Raw genomic sequence first — 21,927 nt, 5'->3', positions numbered from 1 at the left:
ATAAAAGGCATCTCGGGCTCTGAGATTGCTAAAGGTCATGTAAAGGAAAAGAGTAGGTGCACCTATTCTTTTCCTTCAATCATGAGCAAGAATATCTTGCAACGTAGATTAGGAAGAGGATTCTTACTAATCGTGCCAACTTCCGGAAAAAAGGTGGTGAAAACCTGTGGCATCTTTACGCGATATAAAAGCGAAGATTAACTCGACAAAGAAAACGAGTCAAATTACGAAAGCGATGGAGATGGTATCTGCATCTAAGTTAAACCGTGCAGAGCAAAATGCTAAATCTTTCGTTCCGTATATGGAAAAGATTCAAGAAGTAGTAGCGAGCATTGCGCAAGGAAGCAAAGGGATTAATCATCCAATGCTAAATGCGCGTCCTGTAAAGCGTACAGGATACATCGTTATTACGTCTGATCGCGGACTAGCAGGTGGTTATAACAGTAACGTATTACGTACAGTAAGTAACGTAATTCGTGAACGTCATAATATGGATTCAAACCAATATTCTATTATTGTGCTTGGACGACTAGGACGTGATTATTTAAAACGTCGCGGCTTTAACATTATTGATGAAGTAGTTGGATTATCTGACCACCCATCATTTACTGATATTAAAGACCTTGCTTCTCGAGCAATTGCGATGTTCGCAGATGGTGCTTATGATGAGCTGTACATTTACTACAACCATTACGTAAGTAAAATTTCACAAGAGGTAACGGAAAATAAAATTTTACCGCTTACTGATGTGGCGTCTGACAAACCGACGACAGCTTATGAATTCGAACCTTCTGAAGAAGAAATTTTAAAAGTACTATTGCCACAATACGCAGAAAGCTTAGTGTACGGTGCATTACTAGACGGTAAAGCAAGTGAGCACGCAGCGCGTATGACAGCAATGAAGAGTGCTACAGACAACGCAATGGAAGTTATCGATTCACTTACACTTTCATTCAACCGTGCGCGTCAGGCAGCGATTACGCAAGAAATTACGGAAATCGTTGGTGGAGCAGCAGCGTTAGAATAGTATTAAAAAGCGGAAGCGGTTCGTTCAGAATGAGAGGGGGATGGAGCCTTTTGACGTAGAGGCGGTTTGTGCCTCGTAGGAAAAAGCAAAGCCACCGAACATTCTAACCGCTGGAGCTGGATTCAATAAAAAGCGGAAGCGGCTCTTTCAGGAGAGTCGCGTAAGCTAAACTAATAAAAAATTAAAAGCTAACCTCTCTGATAGAGGTAGCTAATTAAAAGAAAGCTAGGAGGGAACCCGATGAATAAAGGGCGCGTTACGCAAATCATGGGTCCGGTTGTAGACGTTAAGTTTGATGGCGGAAAGCTACCAGAAATCTACAATGCCCTTACGGTAAAACAAAGCAACGAAAACGGAAGCATGAACTTAACATTTGAAGTTGCACTTCATTTAGGTGATGATACAGTTCGTACAGTTGCGATGTCTTCCACAGATGGACTTGTTCGTGGCACAGAAGTAGAAGATACTGGTAAAGCAATCTCTGTACCAGTTGGTGATGCAACACTTGGACGTGTATTCAACGTATTAGGTGATGCAATTGACTTAGATGGTGAACTTCCTGCGGATGTACACCGTGATCCAATTCACCGTCAAGCACCTGCATTCGAAGAATTATCTACTAAAGTAGAAATTCTTGAAACTGGTATTAAAGTAGTAGACTTACTTGCTCCTTACATTAAGGGTGGTAAGATCGGCCTATTCGGTGGTGCCGGCGTAGGTAAAACAGTATTAATTCAGGAGTTAATCAATAACATCGCACAAGAGCACGGTGGTATCTCTGTATTCGCTGGTGTAGGTGAGCGTACTCGTGAGGGTAATGACTTATACCACGAAATGAGCGATTCTGGCGTAATCAAGAAAACTGCGATGGTATTCGGACAAATGAACGAGCCACCTGGAGCACGTCAACGTGTTGCATTAACAGGTTTAACAATGGCTGAGCATTTCCGTGATGAGCAAGGACAAGACGTACTTCTGTTCATCGATAACATCTTCCGTTTCACGCAAGCGGGTTCTGAAGTATCTGCCCTTCTTGGTCGTATGCCATCTGCGGTAGGTTACCAACCAACACTTGCAACAGAAATGGGTCAATTACAAGAGCGTATTACATCTACAAATAAAGGGTCTATCACGTCTATCCAAGCGGTATATGTACCAGCCGATGACTATACTGACCCAGCACCAGCTACAACGTTCGCTCACTTAGATGCAACAACAAACTTAGAGCGTCGTTTAACGCAAATGGGTATTTACCCAGCCGTAGATCCATTAGCATCTACATCTCGTGCACTTTCTCCAGAAATCGTAGGAGAAGAGCATTATGAAGTAGCTCGTCAAGTACAGCAAACTTTACAACGTTATAAAGAACTTCAAGATATCATCGCTATCTTAGGTATGGATGAGTTATCTGAAGAAGATAAGTTAGTTGTACATCGTGCTCGTCGTATTCAATTCTTCTTATCTCAAAACTTCCACGTAGCTGAGCAGTTTACAGGTCAAAAAGGTTCTTACGTACCTGTAAAGAATACAGTTAGTGGTTTCAAAGAAATTCTAGAAGGAAAATATGATGACCTTCCAGAAGATGCATTCCGCTTAGTAGGTGGCATTGAAGAAGTTATTGAAAACGCGAAGAAAATGATGGCGTAAGGCCTTAGGAGGGACGAAGTATGAAGACATTTCCAGTCAGTATTGTAACTCCTGATGGACCGGTTTACGAAAAAGAAGTAGAAATGGTAAGTGTAAAAGCAGAGAGTGGGGAAATGGGGATCTTACCAGGTCACATTCCAACTGTTGCACCATTAAAAATTAGTGCAGTTCGTCTGAAAAATGGTGGACACACTGATTATGTAGCAGTAAGCGGTGGCTTTATCGAAGTTCGTCCAGATAAAGTGACTGTATTATCATCATCTGCTGAAGAAGCAAACCATATCGATATCCATCGCGCAAATGAAGCGAAGCGTCGCGCTGAGCAACGTCTGCAAGATAAACAAGCACATGTTGACTTTAAACGTGCAGAAATGGCATTACAACGTGCCGTGAACCGTTTAAACGTTTCCGATATGAAGTAAAAAAATCCGTAAGGGCTTTGCCTTTACGGATTTTTTTGTGTGTATTTTATGGATAATTTTACAAAAATGGTATAATTATATTGATGCTTGTATAAGTAGAAGTGTACAACAATTTATATTTCATAAAGGGGATGGATCAATGATTGGTGAAATGAAGCGAGAAGCATTGTACTCTTTAAAGGGAAAATGGGGACTAGGTGTTGGATCAACAATTTTATATTTTATTTTAAGTTATGTCGTTTCGATGGCTGCAATGCTTATACTGTTAATTCCAGGAATTATTATATTTCTCTCAGTTGCAGGCTTAACTGGATCATTTGAAGAGGAAACGATGTCAATTGGAGCAGGTATTACCTTTGGAATTTTTTATTGCATTATGATAATTTTGAGTAACGCATCGTATGGGATTACGTCATATGGTTATACAAATGTATTTTTACAGATTAGTAAACGAGAAGATGCTAAAGTAGATTACTTATTCGAAGGATTTCGTGGCTTTAAAAGAATGATGAAAACAATGTGGGCAATGCTTGCGATTTTGTTATATACAGGTACATGGATTCCGATGCTGTTAATAGGCTTATTTGCATTGTTAGGTGAAGAAGGGAATACGTCATTTGCAATAGCTTTCTTCGTACTATTAGCAATTTCAATTGTTGGTATGATTGTGATGTATTTTTCTTATGCACTGACGTACTATGTGATGATTGAAAATCCAGAATATAGTGTTTCGCAGGCGATGAAGGAAAGTAAGAATCTTATGAAGGGTCATAAGTTAGATTTGTTTCTTTTATGGCTGAGCTTCATAGGATGGGCTATTTTAGCGCTGCTTACTTTTGGAATAGGATTTCTTTGGCTTAGTCCGTATATGAGTACGACGACAGCACACTTTTATCGCTACATTTCAAAAGGTGAATTTCAATAGGAACATGCTATACTAATAGAATTATTGTGTATAGGAGGCGAGGCTACGCATGATTAGTGATTTAAAAGGAGAAGCACTAGATTCATTAGAAGGGAAATGGGGATTAGCTGTTGGAGCTACACTACTCATTTCAATTCTTATCACGGCTTTTAGTTTTAGTGTTGATTGGGGATTTTCTTTAATTTTCGGTTGGCAAAAAACAAATGGTTCACTTTCAACGAATATTCTTTCATTTTTTGTTACTGGACCGTTAACTTTAGGTGGATATTACCTTGGTTTAAATATCCTTCGTGAAAAGCAAGCTAGTATTGGTAATGTATTTATTTGGTTTTCAGAGGGAAAGAGATTTCTAAAATCATTTTTATTATATTTATTAGTAAATCTTTATCTTTTCTTATGGACGTTATTGTTCATTATTCCAGGTATTATTAAATCATTTTCTTATGCGATGACATACTTTATTATAAACGATCATCCTGAGTATTCACTGAACCAAGCTATTACAGAAAGTCGTCGTATGATGGATGGACATAAGATGGAGTATTTCATTTTATGTTTAAGTTTTATTGGCTGGTTTATATTAAGTTGTATTACGTTAGGGATTGGATTCTTATGGTTAATTCCATATTTCTATACGACATCTGCAGCTTTTTACGAAGAGATTGCAGAAGAATATTATGAGAAAAAAATTTAGCACTATAAAACCCCCAGTATGAATTATTTGTTCATACTGGGGGTTTTTTGTAGAAATTTTATAAATTGATTACTAGTAAGTGGTTTACTGAAATAGTAACCTTGCATATATTTACAGTTATGTTTTTGCAGAAACTTAAGTTGTTTTTCGGTTTCAATTCCTTCGGCAACGACTGAAAGATTTAAAGTATTTGCGAGGGAAAGTATTGTAGAAACGATGGCTCGTTCTTCAGGACGATGATCAGCTAATTGTGTAAATTCTCTCGGTACTTTTAATGTGTCGATTGGAAAAATTGATAAATAAGCAAGAGAAGAATACCCAGTACCGAAGTCATCAATGGAAGTTTGGATACCATACTCTTTTAATTGCTTCAGTCTCAATAATGTTTCTTTCTCGTCAATCATTGCAATTCTTTCTGTTAACTCAAGTGTTACATATTTTGGATCGACTTGCACGTCGTTTAATATTTGTGAAATGTTTTCGATTAATTGATCTTGCCGGAATTCTTTTGCGGATAAATTAACACTTATTTTTAAATTTTGGTAGCCAAAGGTATGCCATACTTTTAATTGGAGACAAGCTTCTTGTAATACCCAATGTCCAAGTGGGACTACTTGTGGCGTCTCTTCTACAATTGGAATAAACTCACATGGTGAAATGTCACCTAATAGTGGGTGTTTCCAACGTATTAAAGCTTCAGCACCGATAATTTTATTTGTTGTCGTATCAATTTGTGGTTGATAAACGAGATAAAATTCTTTGTTTACTAAAGCGATTGGCAAATCTTTTTCAATTCGAGCTTTTCGTTCCATTTTTTTATATAGTTCTTTCGTGTAAAGAGAGCTACCGTTTTTTCCTTTATTCTTTGCTTCGTACATGGCCATATCAGCATGCTGCAAAATGGATAGCGCATCTTCACCTGCTTCAGGATATATTGCAATTCCGATACTCGGTGAGATTTGTAAATGTTGATTTTCGATTTCAAATGGCTCATTCATGGCCGCTACAATCCTATCAGCTATTTTTTGGACATCTGGCTTTTTTTTGTAATTCTCGATAAGGATTGTGAACTCATCCCCAGCTAGCCGCGCGAGTTTCATATTTGATGTTGCTATTCTTTCGAGCCTTTTTGCTACTGCGATGAGTAATAGGTCTCCTACTCGATGACCGAGGGTATCATTAATAACCTTAAAACGGTCTAGGTCGAGAAACATAACAGCAAAAGGCTTTTTCGATATTTTTGCTCGCGCAATTGCCTGTTCTAAATGTTGATGAAATGCACGACGATTTGCAAGCTCTGTTAAAGTATCATGGTATGCTAGGAAGTTGATTTGTTCTTGTTGTTGTTTGCTTTCCGTAATATCTTTAATCATTAAATAAACCCCAGAAATTTTCTCCTTTAAAAAGATCGGTACGGCGGTAACGTGCAAGTAGTAAATATCTCTGTTTTTATGGTAAGCCCGTATTTCTAAAGAAATAGAATATCCCTTTTTCACGCGATGAAAGGCGTTAATCATTTCTTCTAAATCTTCTTCGTATATGAGTGAGTAGTAAGGCTGGTTTAATAATTCATTCGTTTGATAACCGAGTAAAGTAGTACCAGCGTTATTTACTTTGAGAAAATTACCGTACAAATCTAATGTGAAAATTGGATCGGGATGATGCTCGTATAAAGATTTAAACATTTGTTGATTATGATAGAGTTCATTTTTCTGTTCTACTAAATCTTCTGTACGTAGTTTAATTTGTTTCTCGAGTTCTGAGTTGAATTGCATTTGAGCGATCAATAATATTTTATTTTGTTTTCGAACTAAACTATGACGTATGAGAACGAAAGAAAAAGTTATTATAAGTCCGATTACTATAATAGGCGCAAAAACGTATTCAACTAATATAAAAACAATAAGCATTACTACCGAAATATACGGTAATGATAATCGGATTGATTCGCCAATTTTAGGTGTTAGTAGTACTTGTTCTTGTTTTTCAGGCTTTTTTGTATGGAGAATACAGGCGATTGCTACTAGTACTAAGGTTACTTGATAGAAAGGCGTAACTGTAAACATAGAATACTCTGGTATGAAGTATTTTATATAAGCATAAATCGCATCTGTAGTAGCATATAAAATTAAAGCACTGCCAAGAAGTGCACCGACCTTTTTAGGTAATAAGGATAGTGGTTTGAATAAAAGGTTGATTCCTATTAAGAGAAAGAGTAAATCAGCCATTGGATAGGTAAGTTGAACAAATATGTCGATATAGGATGTTGTAAAGATATGAATAGTTCGTTCAATAAGTAAGTAGTAACTTAAAGTAAATTGGGCTGTAACGATAATACAAATATCACATAGCATAAAAAGTTTTTCTAATAAATCTCGGTTATAAATGATTTCGTATAGAAAGGCAAACGTAAAGCTAACTAAAAAAAGTAAGTAAAAAAAGTCAGATGGATCAACGAACGTATAGAAGTCCTTTACAATTAAACGCTGATAGGCAACGACTATATCACCGATAAAATAAGAGAGAGCTCCAACAGATAATATGATCCAAAATAAACGAGATAGCCCTTCTTTCATGTTTGAAAAATAAAGTATATAACTACAAGCGATAATATCAATTAATAGGGTGCTCGTTCCGATTAATAGCTGAAAAGGAAATGAGTATTCATATACAAAAGGCATTGCTACATAGTGAAGCGTTATAGACAGCAATACAATGCTTATAAGAATACTTACATGTGTTTGTTTTTTCATTTATATCACCTACGGTTTCTTGAAAAGCATATATAAGTTTTATATTTATTTTGCACAATTATAGCAAGTTGTAAAGATAGATTTTAATAATTCTTGTTTCTGTCTCCCAACATATCGACATAGGAATTTGAAGTTTGCTATAATGATTAGAATAGTTGCATTATTTAGAAAAATTTAAAAATAATAATTACTGCAACTAGGACATATTGTTTACTATGTGAACTTGTTCTTAATTTAGGGGGGAGGGTTTCACAATGGCAAGTGTATATGAAAATAGTTATATGATCGTTTTGATTTTCTTGCTATTAGGTATATTGCTGCCGGTAGTGGCTCTTACATTAGGAAGGATGCTGCGCCCAAATAAACCAAGTGCAGCAAAGGCGACGACGTATGAGAGTGGAATTGAGCCTTTTCATGATGCAAATATTCGGTTTCATGCTCGTTATTATATTTTCGCTTTATTGTTTGTGATCTTTGATGTAGAAACTTTATTTTTATATCCTTGGGCTGTTGCGTATGACAAGCTAGGTTTATTTGCATTAATTGAAATGCTCATCTTTGTTGTAATGTTGCTAGTTGGATTAGCGTATGCTTGGAAAAAGAAGGTGTTACAATGGTTATAAATTTTGAGGAATTACATCCAAATGAGCGAGCAGAATTAGAACGAAATATCTTTTTTTCTACATTGGAACAGTTGAAAGGATGGGCGAGGAGCAACTCTTTATGGCCGATGACATTCGGACTGGCATGCTGTGCAATTGAAATGATGGGGGTAGGCTCATCACATTACGATTTAGATCGATTTGGGTCATTTTTTCGAACTTCACCAAGGCAATCGGACGTCATGATTGTATCGGGAACAGTAACGAAGAAGATGGCTCCTATTGTTCGGCGTTTATATGATCAAATGCCCGAACCAAAATGGGTTATTGCGATGGGATCTTGTGCGACAGCAGGTGGTCCGTATGTAAATTCATATGCTGTTGTGAAAGGTGTAGACCAAATCGTACCAGTTGATGTGTATATTCCTGGTTGTCCCCCAAATCCAGCTGCTTTAATCTATGGGATTAATAAATTAAAAGAGAAAATTCGTTACGAGGCAAAGACCGGAAAGCAGGTGACGAATAAATGAGTAATCCAAATAAAGATTTAGAGGATCTGAAAAAAGAAGCAGCTAGGCGTGCGAAAGAAGAAGCGAGAAAACGCCTTGTAGCGAAACACGAGGCGGAAATAAGTGAACTTGAGGAGGAAGATCAAGAAAAAGAGAAAGCGCTACCAAAAAATGATGATATTACTATAGAAGAAGCAAAACGACGTGCAGCAGCAGCTGCAAAGGCAAAAGCGGCGGCGTTAGCGAAACAGAAAAGAGAAGGAACCGAAGAAGTAACGGAAGAAGAAAAAGCGAAAGCCAAGGCGAAGGCAGCAGCAGCGGCAAAAGCAAAAGCGGCAGCATTAGCGAAGCAAAAAAGAGAAGGAATCGAAGAAGTAACGGAAGAAGAAAAAGCGAAAGCCAAGGCGAAGGCAGCAGCAGCTGCAAAGGCAAAAGCGGCAGCGTTAGCGAAGCAGAAAAGAGAAGGGACAGAAGAAGTAACGGAAGAAGAAAAAGCGAAAGCTAAGGCGAAGGCAGCAGCAGCGGCAAAAGCAAAAGCGGCAGCATTAGCGAAGCAAAAAAGAGAAGGAACCGAAGAAGTAACGGAAGAAGAAAAAGCGAAAGCCAAGGCAAAAGCGGTGGCGGCGGCAAAGGCGAAAGCGGCAGCATTGGCGAAGCAGAAAGCCTCGCAAGGTGATGGGGATTCGGGAGATGAAAAGGCAAAGGCAATTGCAGCGGCAAAAGCGAAAGCAGCAGCGGCTGCAAGAGCGAAGACAAAGGGAGCTGAAGGTAAGAAAGAGGATGAGCCGAAGCAGGAAGAACCGTCCGTAAATCAGCCGTATTTAAATCAGTATGTTGAGGCTATTAGGGAGAAGTTAGGAGAGGGTGCATTAGTAGATTCCTACATTAATAAACTGTCAAAGGATGTGCCAACTCTTGTGGTGGATCCAGAAAAGTATTATGAAGTGATGGAGTCACTGCGATTCCATGAGGGACTTGCTTTTGATTATATGTCAGAGCTACATGCGACGGATTTTGTGACACATATGGAAGTGTATGTTCATTTGTTTTCATATAGCAAGAAACAATCGGTAGCGGTGAAGGTAAAGCTAGACCGGGAAGCGCCGCAAGTCGAATCTGTGACAGCGCTTTGGAAAGGAGCTGACTGGCCGGAGCGAGAAGCATATGATTTGCTCGGCATTGTATTTAAAGGGCATCCGAATTTAACGCGTATTTTAATGCCAGATGATTGGGTAGGATATCCGCTTAGAAAAGACTATGAACCGTATGATGTGGAGGTGTAGCTATGATCCGCACGGAAGAGATGCTTTTGAATGTAGGACCTCAGCATCCGAGTACACATGGTGTGTTCAGGCTCGTAATTAAGATTGACGGGGAAATTATTAAAGAAGCTACACCTGTTATTGGATATTTGCATCGCGGGACCGAAAAGATCGCTGAGAGCTTACAGTATACGCAAATTATCCCTTATACAGATCGAATGGACTATTTATCAGCCATGACGAATAATTACGTCATTTGCCATGCTGTAGAGACGATGATGGGGCTTGAAATTCCAGAGCGTGCCGAATACTTGCGAGTACTTGCGATGGAGTTAGGAAGAATTGCGAGTCATCTCGTTTGGTGGGGGACGAATCTTCTTGATATAGGAGCGGTCAGCCCGTTTTTGTACGCGTTTCGTGAACGAGAGATGATTATAAATTTATTAAATGAATTATGCGGGGCACGGCTTACTTTTAACTATATGAGAGTTGGCGGTGTGAAGTGGGATGCGCCAGATGGTTGGATTGAAAAGGTGGAAGAGTTTGTTCCGTATATGAGGGAGCAATTAGCAGGGTATCACGATCTTGTTAGCGGTAATGAGATTTTCTTAAATCGTGTGAAAGGCGTTGGTATATATAGCGCGGAAGAAGCAATCTCGTATTCTTTAAGCGGAGCAAATTTGCGGTGCACTGGAGTAAACTGGGATCTTCGCAAAGATGAGCCGTATTCGATTTATGATCGTTTTGATTTTGATATTCCTGTTGGAAGCGTGGGAGATGCTTGGGATCGCTACGTTTGCCGAATGCAAGAAATCGAGGAGTCTTTAAAGATTGTTGAGCAAGCGGTTCAGCAGTTCCCGAAAGATGGAGCTGTGCTGGCAAAAGTACCGAAAATTATTAAGGCACCTAAGGGAGAAGCATTTGTACGTATCGAATCGCCGCGCGGAGAGATTGGTTGTTATATCGCAAGTGACGGAAAGAAAGAGCCGTACCGTTTGAAGTTTCGTAGGCCATCTTTTTATAACTTGCAAATTTTACCGAAGTTATTGAAAGGTGAAAACATCGCTAATTTAATTACGATTTTAGGTGGAGTTGATATTGTACTTGGGGAGGTTGATGGCTAATGATTGAGACGCTCTTACAATCACCTTCAAGCTGGACGAATTTCTTCATTTTTTTCGGATTAGCGGTACTTCTACTATTTGCAGTCCTTGGCTTCGTTACATATGGAATTTTGGCAGAACGGAAAGTGATGGGGTTTATGCAAGGGCGGATTGGACCAAACCAGGTTGGAGGCCGATTCGGTTTACTGCAAACGGTAGCTGATGTTTTAAAACTATTATTGAAAGAAGATAGTATTCCGAAAGCAGCAGATAAACCGCTGTTTATATTAGCGCCTGTCATTGCATTTGCACCAGCATTTATGGTGCTTGCGGTTATCCCGTTCACTGATAAATTTCAATTTGCAGATATTGGAGTCGGGCTACTTTATTATATTGCTGTTTCCGGTATTACGACGATAGGTGTTGTAACTGGGGGATGGGCATCGAATAATAAATATTCCCTTTTAGGAGGGATGCGTGCGGCGGCGCAAATGATTTCTTATGAGATTCCGCTCGTAATGAGTGTAATTGGCATCGTTTTGCTAGCTGGTAGTCTGAATTTAAATGAGATTGTAGCGGCGCAGGAGAGGGTCTGGTACATTTTCGTACAGCCAATTGGATTCGTCGTTTTCTTAATCGCAGCAGTTGCAGAGTTAAATAGGACGCCATTCGATTTGCCGGAAGCGGAGTCAGAACTTGTTTCTGGATATCATACGGAATACTCAGGTTTTCGCTGGGCGTTTTTCATGCTTTCAGAGTACGTATATTTCTTCGGGATGGCATCGTTAATTACAGTGCTCTTTTTAGGCGGATGGAATCCAGTCATGTTTCTTGGATTTATCCCAGGTGCCGTATGGTTTGCTTTGAAATTTAGCAGTGTAGTCTTTCTATTAATTTGGTTCCGCGTTACGTTCCCGCGTATAAGAGGTGACCAGTTAATGGAGTTTGGATGGAAAGTATTATTGCCGATTGCACTTGCAAATATTTTCTTAACGGCATTGATTAAGGAGTTATTCTTCTAATCTATGAGGGGGGTGCCAGTAAGAGATGAAAGGACTATTTAAAGGGTTAAAATATACATTAAGTAATTTGAGCAAGAAGAAGGTAACGTATGATTATCCAAATCAACCGTTGCCGTTGCCAGACCGTTTTCGGGGGATTCAAAAATTTTATCCGGAGAAATGTATTGTTTGTAATCAGTGCTCTAACATTTGTCCGACAGACTGTATTCAGTTAACAGGAAAGAAACATCCGGATCCTACGAAAAAAGGAAAAATTATCGACACGTATGATATTAATTTTGAAATTTGTATTCTTTGTGATTTATGTACAGAAGTTTGTCCGACAGAGGCAATTGTCATGACAAATAACTTTGAACTCGCGGAATATTCACGTGATGACTTATTTAAAAATTTGCAGTGGCTTGACGAAAACGACGAAAACGTCAGGAAGGAGAATAAGGCATGAATGGCGAGTTTGTAGCATTCTTTATACTATCCTTGTCTGCAATTATCGGCGGTGTTCTTATGTTGAACTTAACGAAAGTTATGCACATGATGCTAGCTCTCGTTCTGACATTTCTCAGCATTGCAGGTTTGTATTTTCTTTTGTCAGCCGAATTTATAGGCGTTGCACAAATTTTACTTTACTCTGGTGCAATCACAATTATTATGATTTTCGGCATTATGTTAACGAAACATAACGCGGAAAATGAATCGCGTCTTACTCTTCGAAAATGGATTATCTTCTTTGCAGTTGTAGCATTTGGAGCAGTTATGTATTTCGCTGTTAATAATGTTGATTTTGCAAATGAAAGCACACAAGGAAGTTTACCTCTCCATGAAAACAACACACTTCAAATCGGTACGCTTCTCTATTCAAAATATATTATTCCATTTGAACTAACTTCAGTTATTTTACTTGTAGCACTCGTTGGCGCAATTATACTTGCGAAAAAGGACGAGAAAGAGGAGGATTCCAATGAGTAGCGTTCCAGCTTCTGCATATTTAACACTTGCGATTATTTTGTTTTGCATCGGTTTATTTGGAGCTTTAACAAAGCGGAATACAGTAATCGTATTAGTTTGTATCGAATTAATGCTGAATGCTGCCAATTTAAACTTAGTGGCGTTTAGTAAATTAGGCTTATTTCCGAATTTAACAGGTCAAATTTTCTCACTGTTTACGATGGCTGTAGCGGCAGCGGAAGCGGCGGTAGGACTCGCTATTTTAATTGCTTTATATCGTAATCGTACGACAGTTCAGGTGGATGAAATGGATACGCTCAAAGGATAGCATTGTGACCGAAAAAGGGGGAAGGAAACAATGATCGATTATGCATGGCTCATACCGCTTTTCCCACTCGTTTCGTTTTTGTTACTTATTATATTCGGGAAGAAAATTAGAGAAGGAAGCAGCGTACTTAGTATTTTTTTCGTCTTTCTCTCCTTTATACTTGCGGTACTTGTGTTAATAGAAAGGTTTTCAGAAGCAAGCGTGAAGCATAAGTGGGTGTGGCTTAGAGCTGGAGATGTGGATATATCATTCGGCTTTGAAGTGACTGCATTAGGAGCTTTAATGTTATTTATCGTGACGCTTGTGAGTCTACTTGTACATGTGTATTCGAAAGGTTATATGAAAGGTGATGAACGATTACCAACCTTTTACGCATATTTAGGACTCTTTACATTTGCGATGTTAGGGCTTGTTATATCAACGAATTTATTACAACTTTATATATTTTGGGAATTAGTTGGCCTTGGCTCATTTTTACTTATCGGTTTTTATTTCTTTAAAGAAGAAGCGAAGGCTGCTGCAAAAAAGGCTTTTATTATGACCCGTATTGGGGATGTTGGTTTATTTATCGGGATGATTTTAATTTTTTGGTACGCAGGTAGTTTTGAATATGACGCAATATTTAGGGCGATTTATACAGGGGATCTACCTCCTTACATGATTACAATAACAGCGATATTAATTTTTATCGGGGCGATGGGGAAATCAGGTCAGTTCCCGCTTCATACGTGGTTGCCAGATGCAATGGAAGGGCCAACGCCCGTTTCGGCACTTATTCACGCGGCGACGATGGTCGCAGCTGGCGTATATTTAGTAGCGACGATGTTCCCTCTATTTTCAGCAAGTACAGTGGCGATGCAGACAGTGGCAATCGTTGGAGCTTTCACTGCAATCTTTGCGGCCTCTATCGGTCTTGTGCAAACAGATATAAAGAGGGTGCTTGCTTATTCTACAGTTAGCCAGCTCGGGTATATGATGCTCGCGTTAGGTTCTGCCGGTTATGTAGCTGGTATATTCCATTTAACGACACATGCTTTTTTTAAAGCACTACTATTTTTGGCGGCAGGAAGTGTAATTCATGCTGTGCATACGCAAAACATTAATAAAATGGGCGGTTTACAGAAGAAGATGAAAGTAACTGGTACGCTATTTTTAATAGGTACCCTTGCCATTAGCGGTGTTCCGCTGCTTTCCGGTTTTTTCAGCAAAGATGAAATTTTAGCGGTGACGTGGATGAATGGCAATTACGTTTTATTTACTTTAGCGGTAATTGCGGCGTTTTTAACAGCGTTTTATATGTTCCGCCTTTACTTTCTTGTCTTTACTGGAGAAACGAAGACGAAGGAAGAAGTGCATGAATCGCCTCGCGTTATGACGTATCCAATGATTGTTCTCGGCGTTCTCGCAGTAGTGGTAGGATATATAAATACACCATGGTTTGGGACGTTTCTCGGAGATTGGTTGACGAAAGATGTAGGGTTTAAGGTTGAAGAAGCGCATGGACCAGTTTGGATTATGATTGTTGCGACACTCGTTTCATTTGCGGGAATCGCTCTTGCATATTTCATATATAGCAAGAAATCAATTTCTAGGAATTGGGCTGGGGGTACGGAAACATCGCTTTATAATCTTTTGAAAGAAAAATATTATGTGGATGAACTATACAACATGACGGTGATCCCTATTACGAAAGGAATCGCTCATGTGCTTCGCTTATTTGAATTGTATGTAGTCGAAGGAATTGCAGTTTTAATTGCAAGTGTAGTGAAAGGCACAAGTAACCTTGGATCGAAACTTCAAAACGGGAATGTACAAGTGTACGGTACTGTAACGGCGGTTTCGCTCGCTGTACTCGTCATTATTTTGCTCTATACGGGAGGGGATTTACGATGAATGATTTGTTGTTAACGTTCTTCATTTTTTCCCCGCTTTTAGGAATTTTATTGCTTGTATTAACACCGAAAAAGGAATTGCGTACAGTGCGAGCGCTTGGCCTATTTGGGACGGCACTTCCATTTGGAATCGCTATCGTCCTCGCTTGTACATATGCTTCTGGAAAGAATTTGTCACTATTCGATGAAAAGATGAAATGGATTAAGTTCGGCGATTTTACAGCGGTAGATAAAAGGTGGTTTTCTATTTATTACGAGCTCGGTATTGATGGTTTGTCGCTTGTCATGATGGTACTGACGGCTCTTCTAGCAACGCTTGCAGCAATTGCAGCCTTTTCTATTAAAAGAAATTTAAAAGCATTTTATATGCTGTTACTCATGCTAGAAATAGGAATGCTCGGCGTCTTTGCTGCTCAAAACTTAATGTTGTTTTTTATCTTCTTTGAAATTACGTTGCCACCAATGTTCTTATTAATTGGAAAGTGGGGGAAATTGTCGAGTGAAAAGGCTGCGTATAGTTATTTAATATATAACGGTATTGGCTCAGCTATTTTGCTCATTGTTTTCTCAATTTTGTTCGCGAAAACAGGTACAACAAATATTGTGGAGCTGAAAGAGATATTAAGAAGCGTAAACGCAGAGGGAGCACTCGTCATCCCAATTAGTTTGCAGCTTAGTGTATTTATTGCCATAATGATTGCTTTTGCAATTAAACTACCTGTTTTTCCGTTGCACCGCTGGATGGTCAATGTACACATAGAAGCGCATCCAGCTGTAGTTATGCTTCATGCGGGTGTTTTGCTGAAGATTGGAGCGTACGGTATTATTCGCTTCGGGAAAGGGCTATTCCCGGAATATTTTCACGATGTTGCAACACTAATTGCGATATTAGGCGTAATTAATTTATTATACGGTGCCTTTTTAGCGCTCATCCAAACAGACTTTAGGAAAGTACTGGCTTACTCTAGTATTTCGCATATGGGAATTGTGTTAATGGGACTTGCGTCACTTAATGCACCTGGTACACAAGGAGCGTTATTCCAGGTTGTATCGCACGGTTTAATTGCAGCCTTGCTGTTTTTCTTACTCGGTGTTATAGAACAACGTTTCGGAACATCAGACATTACAGCGCTTGGTGGACTCGCAAAAAGTGTCCCAGTACTTAGCGGCTTCTTCTTAGCAGGAGGAATGGCATCGCTCGGATTACCAGGGATGTCTGGGTTTGTTAGTGAATTTCTTGCCTTTCTTGGTTTATTTCAAGGAGAGCCCGTCATTGCTGCAGTCGGTGTGATTGGCATCATTTTAACCGCTGTATATGTATTAAGGGCGACACTTCAAGTGACATTTGGAAAGAAAGAGTGGGAAGCAAAATCTGATATACACGGATGGGAGTATGTCCCTGTTTTACTACTTATCGTTTGTATTATTGCAATTGGAGTTATGCCAGAAATACTAGGGGATCCGCTTCAAAATACATTGAAAACATTGGGGGTGAAGTAGGATGGATATGAATACGTTACTTAGCTTATCGTGGCATCTAATGGTGCCAGAATTTATTATTCTCGGCGCCGCCATCCTCCTTTCCATATGTGATTTGTTTTTTAAGTTGAACCATAGATATGTAGCTCTTGGTGCGATTGCTGCCATCGTATTAGCAATCGTGTCATTAATTACTCTATATAGCGAACCGGCAGGAGATATTTTAAATGGATCGTTTGTGTTAGATGGATTTTCAAAAGGGTTTAAAACGTTACTATTAGGTGCCTCAACCCTCATTTTATGCACCGCAATGAGCGATGATAAGAAGAATCCAATCGAAGATAAAGGTGAATATTATTACTTATTTTTAATGGCACTTCTTGGTGCGATGTTCATGGCTTCTAGTGTAGATTTTATTACCCTTTTCGTTGGCTTGGAGTTACTTTCACTTTCTTCTTATATTTTAGTAGGAATACGAAAAAAGAGCCGTGCATCAAATGAAGCGGCAATGAAATACGTCATTAGCGGAGGAATTGGAACGGCGATTACGCTCTTCGGAATGAGTTATTTATACGGTATTACAGGTTCAACTAACATTGTAGATATGCAAAAGGTACTCACTGGGGAACTCGCTAGTGGTATTCAGTTATTGTTAGCTCTCGCATTTCTTTTATTGCTAGTTGGTCTCTCATTTAAAATTGCCACAGTGCCGTTTCATATGTGGGCACCTGATGTGTATGAAGGAGCGGCTACACCAGTTACTGCTTTTCTTGGAACGATTTCTAAAATTGCCGGGTTCCTACTCATTATTCGTTTGTTCCTTATGATCTTTGCAAGTGTATTAATACAAGGAGATATGCAATCTTTATATGGGCATATGAGTATATATATTGCGGTGCTAGCAAGTATTACGATGATTGTTGGGAATGTAGTCGCATTAAAACAATACAATATAAAGCGTTTATTTGCTTATTCGGGCATTGCTCATGCAGGATATTTACTCGTTCCACTTGTGGCATTATCACCATTTACGATGGATAGCATATGGTTTTATATGCTGGCATACATGCTTATGAATATAGGGGCATTTGCTATCATCCATGGCTTAATCTTACAAAATAATGAGGAAAATATAACAATTTTCACAGGTTTATATAAAAGGTCGCCATTTACAGCGATAATGATGACAATTTTTATTTTATCGTTGGCTGGGATACCAGGAACGGCTGGCTTCATTGGAAAGATTAATATCTTTTTAGGCGCACTTCATGTAGAGCCAGCACATTACGTACTAGCTTCGATTATGATGGGTACGACAGTTGTTTCATTCGTATATTATTTCCGTATTTTACAACAAATGTTTTTCCGCACCGGAGAGACAGAAGAGAGAATACGGTTACCGTTAAATATAAAGGTTGTTATGAGTCTTTGTGCAATTTCGATTGTAATACTAGGGATTATGCCGATGATTGGGTACAATTTCTTTTATGAATATTTTCCATTAATGAAAGATTTCTTCTTCTTAGGGAACGTGGTACAATAGTGAAAATAAAAGGTGTGGAGTCAGTACTCTGCGCTTTTTATTTTGTGTTAACTTGTAATGTAGATATACGTTTTTGGAAAGAAAATCACGATGTAAAATGTAAGATGTCTATGTGCATTTGAAAAAGTGTAGCTCCTACTTATTATGGTATCGTTTTTATATTCTTTCATAAGTAGTAGCTGAGTAAAAAGGGGTCGATTTTTTGGCACAACTTTTAGGGCAACAAGCACTGATTGCCATTGTTTCGCATTTATTGTTTATTACCATTACGTGGTGGGCCTTACAAGGCATTCACATTGAGCGTTTAATGAAGTCCGGAAAAGTGCTGCAGACGAGAGTATTACTCATCTTAATTACAATTGCAATTGGGACATCTGTAAGTAACTTTTTCCTTGATTATTTAGGCTATTCGAAGAGTTTAACGTATTTAGTAAAGTAAGTGTATAGAACCTCAAATCTCCGTTAACAATGGGGATAGGAGGGGATGAAATTGAAGCTTAAAGCCATTCTTATTGTTGCACTTAGTGTTGTTTTATTTTTGGTTGGATATAGAGAGATGAAACCGATAAGCGATGAACAGAAAATGGAGAGCATGATCAAGGCTTTAGAGAAAAATGATGCTAAAGTAGAAAAATGGTCATGGTTAGCGAGAGAAACAAAAACAATTTCTAACATACATACGTTTCAAAAGTTGTTAAACGATGTGAAGGAAAAGGCAAATATTCAAAAGTGGGAAGTAGAGCAATCTCCAGATGGATATAAAGCTACATCCTATAAAAAGCTTTCTTCTTATGAAGAACGAGTAGTAGTAACTTGGAGTAAAGAAAATACTAAAGAAAACACTTTCATTATCTTTGAAGTAAGTGGGGCGAAATGGGACCCGAAGTATGTTCAAAACATGAATAAAATTTTTAGTGAAAAACCTATAATTTACACTTGTGTTCAAGGTGTACTGAATGATAAGATTGAAGGTGTTTTGCAAAATAAAACCAATCAGGTTTTGAAAGATCTTTCAGCAAGAGCGATCGAACAAGTAGAAGAAAGAGCATTTGTGTCAGTCTCCGCATACAATAAAAAGTGGGATGACGCTCTTTCAACAAATAGAGAGAAAATAAATGTGCAAATAGCAATACGTTCTACAGACAACAAAGATACAATTGTGGTTGGCACACCGATCATAACTTCTGAGTATTGAGTGAATAGATACTGAAAAAAGGACACGGAGGGGAATAATTTGGAAAAGATCATCGTCCGTGGCGGAAAGCGGTTAAACGGCACAGTGCGTGTTGAGGGCGCAAAAAATGCTGTATTACCTATAATCGCTGCAGCCCTATTAGCGAGTGATGGAAAGAATGTACTATCTGAAGTACCAGTTTTGTCTGATGTATACACAATTAATGAGGTATTACGTCATTTAAATGCTGAAGTCGTATTTGAAAATAATCAAGTAACAATCGATTCTTCTAAAGAACTAAACATTGAAGCACCATTTGAATATGTACGTAAAATGCGTGCATCTGTTCAAGTAATGGGACCATTATTAGCACGTAACGGTCGTGCTCGTATTGCACTTCCTGGTGGATGTGCAATTGGTTCACGTCCAATTGACCAACATTTAAAAGGCTTCGAAGCAATGGGAGCAAAAGTACAGGTTGGTAACGGTTTTGTTGAGGCATATGTTGAGGGAGAACTAAAAGGAGCTAAAATCTACTTAGACTTCCCAAGCGTAGGCGCGACAGAAAACATTATGTCTGCAGCTACATTAGCAAAAGGGACAACAATTCTTGAAAACGCAGCGAAAGAACCAGAAATCGTTGACTTAGCTAACTTCTTAAATGCGATGGGAGCGAAAGTACGCGGAGCTGGAACTGGAACGATTCGTATCGAAGGCGTTGATAAATTATATGGTGCAAACCACTCTATTATTCCTGACCGTATTGAAGCGGGAACATTCATGGTTGCAGCAGCAATTACTGGTGGAGACATCTTAATTGAAAATGCTGTACCTGAACATTTACGCTCAATTACAGCGAAAATGGAAGAAATGGGTGTTAAAATTATTGAGGAAAACGAAGGTGTACGTGTTATCGGCCCAGATAAGTTAAAAGCGGTTGATATTAAAACTATGCCTCACCCAGGTTTCCCAACAGACATGCAATCACAAATGATGGCATTATTACTACAAGCTGATGGAACAAGCATGATTACAGAAACGGTATTCGAAAACCGCTTTATGCACGTTGAAGAATTCCGTCGTATGAATGCTGATATTAAAATTGAAGGTCGTTCTGTTATTATGAACGGTCCAAACAGCTTACAAGGTGCTGAAGTAGCAGCAACTGACTTACGTGCTGCAGCTGCATTAATCTTAGCTGGTTTAGTATCAGAAGGTTATACTCGTGTAACTGAGTTAAAACATCTTGACCGTGGCTATGTAAACTTCCATAAGAAATTAGCTGCATTAGGTGCAACTATTGAACGTGTAAACGAAAAAGTAGAAGAAGTGAAAGAACAAGAAGTTTCTGATCTTCACGCTTAATTGAAATAGTCTCTATGTCTTTTGACATAGGGGCTATTTTTTTGGGTTATTACTGTTATAGTCAATAAATTCTATACTTATGCACGTACCAGTAAAAATATTTAGAAAATTTCTGTTTTATACTCTTCCCTTTAAGTATGTTCTAAAAGAAAGAGTTGTTCCATAAGAATGAATGGAGTAAAGCTTTTATATTGGGGGAAAATAGGATGAAATTTTCAAAGCCACTTTTTATTACAGTAGCGCTCTTAATAGCGCTCGTTATCATTGTACCTGCAGCCCTTGTTATTCCATTTGCGAAAGCAAAAGTAGGGGAAGAAACGGCCTCTAAAACTCCTCCAGCGATAGAAAGCATACCAGCTCCAGGAAAAGTAGATACAGCTGTTCAAGTTGCTGTATATCGCGAAAAACAGAAGAAGGTAGAAACATTACCAGTGGAGGAGTATGTGACAGGTGTAGTAGCTTCTGAGATGAATGCCAGTTTTGAAATAGAGGCACTAAAGGCGCAGGCATTAGCAGCGAGAACATTTGTAGTACAACGTATGCTAAGCGGAGGAAAGAAAAATAATGCGGACGTGACAGATACGGTGAAAGATCAAGTGTACAAAAGCAAAGATGAATTGAAGAAGCAATGGGGTAATAACTACGAAAATAATTTGAAGAAAATCGAAGAAGCCGTTTCGAAAACAGCAGGACAAGTTTTAACGTATGATGGAAAACCAATTTCAGCATCCTTCTTTTCAACGAGTAATGGTCGAACAGAAAATGCAGCTGACTATTGGGGAAATGATTATCCGTACTTGAAAAGTGTAGATAGTCCGTGGGATCAAGCCTCTCCAAAGTTTACGAGCGAGCAAACATTTACAGTAGCTGATTTTCAAAAACGTCTCGGTGTGAAAGTGCTAGCAGACGGAAAGGTTGGCAATATTAAAGACCTTACGGAAGGAAAGCGCGTAAAGGATGTAGCTTTTCAAGGAAAAACATTAACTGGAAAAGAAGTTCGTGAAAAGTTAGATTTACGTTCTTCTGATTTTACGTGGAAACAACAAGGAGATAAAATCATCGTTACGACGAAAGGTTTCGGTCACGGCGTTGGTATGAGTCAATACGGGGCGAACGGCATGGCAGCGGAAGGAAAGAAATATACAGATATCGTCGCTCATTACTATAAAGGCGTTGAAATAAAGACGATGAATGATTATGAAGGGAAATTGATGGTGAAGAAATAGGTGTCAGAA

21 protein-coding genes are annotated in these 21,927 nt (G+C 38.8%); 20 read left to right on the top strand and 1 reads right to left on the bottom strand.

Annotated features, from left to right (window positions below):
- Positions 1–166: 166 nt before the first annotated feature.
- The 5 genes from atpG (at position 167) to ACTL4X_RS26670 (ending at position 4,715) form a co-directional block, all read left to right on the top strand.
- Positions 167–1,027: a F0F1 ATP synthase subunit gamma gene (gene atpG / locus ACTL4X_RS26690; protein WP_000157696.1), complete on the top strand. Its 861-nt coding sequence runs from the start codon at positions 167–169 to the stop codon at positions 1,025–1,027.
- Between the two features lie 240 nt (positions 1,028–1,267).
- The gene (gene atpD / locus ACTL4X_RS26685) at positions 1,268–2,674 is read left to right on the top strand and encodes a F0F1 ATP synthase subunit beta (protein ID WP_001032595.1); all 1,407 of its coding nucleotides are present in this window, start codon (positions 1,268–1,270) and stop codon (positions 2,672–2,674) included.
- 20 nt (positions 2,675–2,694) lie between these two features.
- Positions 2,695–3,096 carry a F0F1 ATP synthase subunit epsilon gene (atpC, locus tag ACTL4X_RS26680; protein ID WP_000847211.1) on the top strand — a complete coding sequence of 134 codons (402 nt, stop codon included), beginning with the start codon at positions 2,695–2,697 and terminating at the stop codon, positions 3,094–3,096.
- Positions 3,097–3,235: 139 nt separating this feature from the next.
- Positions 3,236–4,021 carry a DUF975 family protein gene (locus tag ACTL4X_RS26675; RefSeq protein ID WP_000578827.1) on the top strand — a complete coding sequence of 262 codons (786 nt, stop codon included), beginning with the start codon at positions 3,236–3,238 and terminating at the stop codon, positions 4,019–4,021.
- A gap of 49 nt (positions 4,022–4,070) precedes the next feature.
- Positions 4,071–4,715, top strand: coding sequence for a DUF975 family protein (locus ACTL4X_RS26670; protein WP_000622462.1), 645 nt, complete (start codon positions 4,071–4,073; stop codon positions 4,713–4,715).
- A 23-nt stretch (positions 4,716–4,738) separates the two neighbouring features.
- Here ACTL4X_RS26670 and ACTL4X_RS26665 read toward each other — a convergent pair whose 3' ends face one another.
- Positions 4,739–7,468: an EAL domain-containing protein gene (locus tag ACTL4X_RS26665; RefSeq protein ID WP_134207468.1), complete on the bottom strand. Its 2,730-nt coding sequence runs from the start codon at positions 7,466–7,468 to the stop codon at positions 4,739–4,741.
- Between the two features lie 254 nt (positions 7,469–7,722).
- Between ACTL4X_RS26665 and nuoA the strand changes: the two genes are divergently transcribed.
- The 15 genes from nuoA to spoIID all read left to right on the top strand — a co-directional run bounded on the left by nuoA (position 7,723) and on the right by spoIID (position 21,918).
- Positions 7,723–8,091: an NADH-quinone oxidoreductase subunit NuoA gene (gene nuoA, locus ACTL4X_RS26660; protein WP_000179273.1), complete on the top strand. Its 369-nt coding sequence runs from the start codon at positions 7,723–7,725 to the stop codon at positions 8,089–8,091.
- Complete coding sequence (gene nuoB / locus ACTL4X_RS26655; protein WP_000236331.1) at positions 8,082–8,600, top strand: NADH-quinone oxidoreductase subunit NuoB; 519 nt, start codon at positions 8,082–8,084, stop codon at positions 8,598–8,600. The genes nuoA and nuoB overlap by 10 nt, the downstream gene beginning before the upstream one ends.
- The gene (locus tag ACTL4X_RS26650) at positions 8,597–9,862 is read left to right on the top strand and encodes an NADH-quinone oxidoreductase subunit C (protein ID WP_151640059.1); all 1,266 of its coding nucleotides are present in this window, start codon (positions 8,597–8,599) and stop codon (positions 9,860–9,862) included. The genes nuoB and ACTL4X_RS26650 overlap by 4 nt, the downstream gene beginning before the upstream one ends.
- 2 nt (positions 9,863–9,864) lie before the next feature.
- Positions 9,865–10,965 (top strand): NADH-quinone oxidoreductase subunit NuoD, encoded by a 1,101-nt coding sequence (gene nuoD, locus ACTL4X_RS26645; protein ID WP_000621434.1) that lies wholly within the window; start codon positions 9,865–9,867, stop codon positions 10,963–10,965.
- The gene (gene nuoH / locus ACTL4X_RS26640; protein ID WP_000573432.1) at positions 10,965–11,966 is read left to right on the top strand and encodes an NADH-quinone oxidoreductase subunit NuoH; all 1,002 of its coding nucleotides are present in this window, start codon (positions 10,965–10,967) and stop codon (positions 11,964–11,966) included. Before nuoD ends, nuoH begins: the two co-directional genes overlap by 1 nt.
- Positions 11,967–11,991: 25 nt before the next feature.
- A complete protein-coding gene (nuoI, locus tag ACTL4X_RS26635) occupies positions 11,992–12,411 on the top strand; it encodes an NADH-quinone oxidoreductase subunit NuoI (protein WP_000677191.1) in 420 nt (139 codons plus the stop codon).
- On the top strand, positions 12,408–12,932 hold the full coding sequence (locus tag ACTL4X_RS26630; RefSeq protein WP_001012812.1) for an NADH-quinone oxidoreductase subunit J: 525 nt from the start codon (positions 12,408–12,410) through the stop codon (positions 12,930–12,932). Before nuoI ends, ACTL4X_RS26630 begins: the two co-directional genes overlap by 4 nt.
- Positions 12,925–13,239, top strand: a complete 315-nt coding sequence (gene nuoK, locus ACTL4X_RS26625; RefSeq protein ID WP_000100079.1) for an NADH-quinone oxidoreductase subunit NuoK — start codon at positions 12,925–12,927, stop codon at positions 13,237–13,239. Before ACTL4X_RS26630 ends, nuoK begins: the two co-directional genes overlap by 8 nt.
- Before the next feature lie 30 nt (positions 13,240–13,269).
- Positions 13,270–15,132, top strand: coding sequence for an NADH-quinone oxidoreductase subunit L (gene nuoL, locus ACTL4X_RS26620; RefSeq protein WP_048538353.1), 1,863 nt, complete (start codon positions 13,270–13,272; stop codon positions 15,130–15,132).
- On the top strand, positions 15,129–16,631 hold the full coding sequence (locus ACTL4X_RS26615; RefSeq protein ID WP_086692209.1) for an NADH-quinone oxidoreductase subunit M: 1,503 nt from the start codon (positions 15,129–15,131) through the stop codon (positions 16,629–16,631). The genes nuoL and ACTL4X_RS26615 overlap by 4 nt, the downstream gene beginning before the upstream one ends.
- 7 nt (positions 16,632–16,638) lie before the next feature.
- Positions 16,639–18,153, top strand: a complete 1,515-nt coding sequence (gene nuoN, locus ACTL4X_RS26610; RefSeq protein WP_406741433.1) for an NADH-quinone oxidoreductase subunit NuoN — start codon at positions 16,639–16,641, stop codon at positions 18,151–18,153.
- Positions 18,154–18,355: 202 nt separating this feature from the next.
- Entirely contained in the window at positions 18,356–18,592 is a 237-nt protein-coding gene (locus ACTL4X_RS26605) for a DUF1146 family protein (protein ID WP_000057889.1), read from the top strand.
- Between the two features lie 51 nt (positions 18,593–18,643).
- Positions 18,644–19,348, top strand: a complete 705-nt coding sequence (locus ACTL4X_RS26600) for a YwmB family TATA-box binding protein (protein WP_000767916.1) — start codon at positions 18,644–18,646, stop codon at positions 19,346–19,348.
- 39 nt (positions 19,349–19,387) lie between these two features.
- Positions 19,388–20,692, top strand: a complete 1,305-nt coding sequence (murA, locus tag ACTL4X_RS26595; RefSeq protein ID WP_000411274.1) for a UDP-N-acetylglucosamine 1-carboxyvinyltransferase — start codon at positions 19,388–19,390, stop codon at positions 20,690–20,692.
- 206 nt (positions 20,693–20,898) lie between these two features.
- Positions 20,899–21,918, top strand: coding sequence for a stage II sporulation protein D (gene spoIID / locus ACTL4X_RS26590; RefSeq protein WP_000672663.1), 1,020 nt, complete (start codon positions 20,899–20,901; stop codon positions 21,916–21,918).
- The last annotated feature ends 9 nt before the right edge of the window (positions 21,919–21,927 follow it).

It is taken from the genome of Bacillus sp. RE35 (assembly GCF_052146655.1).
Taxonomy (GTDB): domain Bacteria; phylum Bacillota; class Bacilli; order Bacillales; family Bacillaceae_G; genus Bacillus_A; species Bacillus_A cereus.
This window is presented reverse-complemented; position numbering and strand designations above follow the sequence as displayed.